This is a genomic window from Pseudomonas agronomica (genome assembly GCF_025917275.1).
In the GTDB taxonomy this organism is placed as follows: domain Bacteria; phylum Pseudomonadota; class Gammaproteobacteria; order Pseudomonadales; family Pseudomonadaceae; genus Aquipseudomonas; species Aquipseudomonas agronomica.
The window spans coordinates 1-2,049 of sequence record NZ_JAOSHO010000703.1; the positions used below are offsets into that span (position 1 = coordinate 1).

At 55.2% G+C, this 2,049-nt stretch carries 3 protein-coding genes; 1 reads left to right on the forward strand and 2 read right to left on the reverse strand.

Going from position 1 to position 2,049, the window contains the following annotated elements:
- Window positions 1-22: 22 nt before the first annotated feature.
- Together OC610_RS26325 and OC610_RS26330 are read right to left on the reverse strand one after the other, a co-directional pair.
- Entirely contained in the window at window positions 23-493 is a 471-nt protein-coding gene (locus OC610_RS26325) for a hypothetical protein (RefSeq protein ID WP_264432051.1), read from the reverse strand.
- A 199-nt stretch (window positions 494-692) separates the two neighbouring features.
- Entirely contained in the window at window positions 693-944 is a 252-nt protein-coding gene (locus OC610_RS26330) for a hypothetical protein (RefSeq protein WP_264432054.1), read from the reverse strand.
- Window positions 945-1,601: 657 nt separating this feature from the next.
- Here OC610_RS26330 and OC610_RS26335 point away from each other — a divergent pair.
- Window positions 1,602-1,958, forward strand: coding sequence for a DUF6124 family protein (locus tag OC610_RS26335; protein WP_264432057.1), 357 nt, complete (start codon window positions 1,602-1,604; stop codon window positions 1,956-1,958).
- Window positions 1,959-2,049 lie beyond the last annotated feature (91 nt).

Below are 2,049 nucleotides of genomic sequence, written 5' to 3' on the forward strand. Positions count from 1 at the left end.
GCGGGAGCAAGCTCCCTCGCCGCTAGGCCGCACCTATTCCCCAACATTTGCGAAACTCATCGGACTCACGCTTTCCCCAGGGAGATGCGCCGGTGAGTTTACCGTCGCCGCTGATATTGACCGTCTGGTCGCCGATGCTGACGTAAAAATCGAACTTGATCACCACGTACCAATTTTCCGGGTCACCTAAGAACCTCGCTTCCATGCGAGTAATGGTGCCGTCTCGCCAACGTTCTGCCTTCCCGTCTAGTTCATAAAAGGCACTCGCCAATGAGTCGATCGAATACTCTTTTTCCTCCGGGCCCCGTTCAGGGATGTAGAACGTCAGCTGTCTAGCCGAGTCATTTTCTATCCAATCGGCTTGAATCACAAAATCGGTGCTCCAGTCATCCGCAAACAGCGTCAAGCCCGTCGAAAGTGAAAACGCAACCCCTCCTACCGAGCCCTTCATGTGACCTACCGCTTTTTTGCCAGGCTGATCGCTAATCTTCATGAGCCTTCTTCCTAGAAATTAATGAGCAACCGGATAGTTGTTCTCTGGAGGTTATAAGAGCTGCATGAAAAGCCGTCTACTGTCAGTTCTGACAGGTGATCGCACGCCTTCGGTATAAGGCAAGCAAACGCCACCCGAAAAAAAGCCCTGTCACCAGGGCCATTTTTCACGATAGTTCAGCAGAGTTCGTTTATGGACACTACGTCTGGCTATCGCCCTCTTCATCTTCATCACCATCCGGCGGATCGACCGGCGAACCATCGTCATCCTCGCCATCGTCCGGATCGCCTGCATCCGCATCGGAGGCCGCCAACATCAACTCGCCCTGCACGACCTGCCCACTCGATGCGTGCTGATCATGCTGATCGCATTCCGCCCACGCGATGGTGGAACCCAGGGACAACATCACCAAAACCTTCAGCAGCAACATCATGCGTAGAAGCTTATTCATAGCCAATTCCTTCTTTCCGGATAAAGCCGGGGCCCGACGGTGCTCAACAAAATCTAGTTCTGAACAGCCCGGTTCACCAGATAAGACGCCTCCGTACAGCCAGAAATGCCGTCGCTGTACAGAATGGTTTCGAATAAGCGTTATCTCAAAACCAACTAAGCATGCAAACCCTGTGGGAGCGAGCTTGCTCGCGATAGCGGTGGGTCAGCTGACCTGGATGTTGGCTGTGCCGCCGTCATCGCGAGCAAGCTCGCTCCCACAGGTTGGGTCCGCATGATATTGGTGCTAACACCCGCCCTTCTTAAAGCCTTACAGACGTATACCCAATAACAGGGTGCACTAGCCCCAAGGCTACGTTGCCTTGCGCCTTTGCCTACAACTAAGCCAGAATCCGCCCGCTTGTGCGCTTTGGGGTGGGTCTTTATGGTTACCGGGTCGCTGAAATTCAGCGGTCGGGTTTAGCAGCCTGAATCCCTAGACGCATAGAGTTCCGCATTGTTGAGCAGGTGTTGATGCCTGCCATGTAATGGCGGTTGTGCGTGGGAGACCTTCGGGTCTGCCGGCTCTAGGGGTCCGGTCTGCTAACCCGCGTACAGTCGCCACCCTCTTCGTTTAGCAGCGATGTCTGGCGGCTCCATTACCCCTAGGAGCATCACCATGTTCAAAGCCACACCGAACCCACCCGAATCAGACCCCACCTCTGCCTATTCCAGCCTAGACCCGGAAAACCACGAAGCCACTGAGCGGGCGCTCGATTACTACTTGAAGCCGGAACAGGACAAGGCCAAGAAAGAACCGCCAGCGCGCCAGCTTTTCACTGTGGTGGAAGGGGTCGATAGCGAAAGCCTGCTCGCCAACCTCAGCGAAAACCTCGCCTCCGCCAACGCCATGATCAGCGACCTGGCATTCGACCTTGAAGGCTCTCGCCGGCAGGTTGCGATGGGTATTCTTCAGGTGATCGAGATGAGTGAATTGCTGGCGAATCGGGCGCTGGATATCGTCGATCCGCGTTAGCAACAGGCCTCAGATAAAGGCTGGCGAGCAGTGCACCAGCCGCTTTTATGAAAGCTGACCCACCGCTTTCGCGAGCAGGCTCGCTCCCACA

Bases quoted from the DNA above. Each gene is read 5' to 3' on its own strand.
- OC610_RS26325 (WP_264432051.1), bottom strand. From the start codon at position 493: ATGAAGATTAGCGATCAGCCTGGCAAAAAAGCGGTAGGTCACATGAAG.
- OC610_RS26335 (WP_264432057.1), top strand. From the start codon at position 1,602: ATGTTCAAAGCCACACCGAACCCACCCGAATCAGACCCCACCTCTGCC.
- OC610_RS26330 (WP_264432054.1), bottom strand. From the start codon at position 944: ATGAATAAGCTTCTACGCATGATGTTGCTGCTGAAGGTTTTGGTGATG.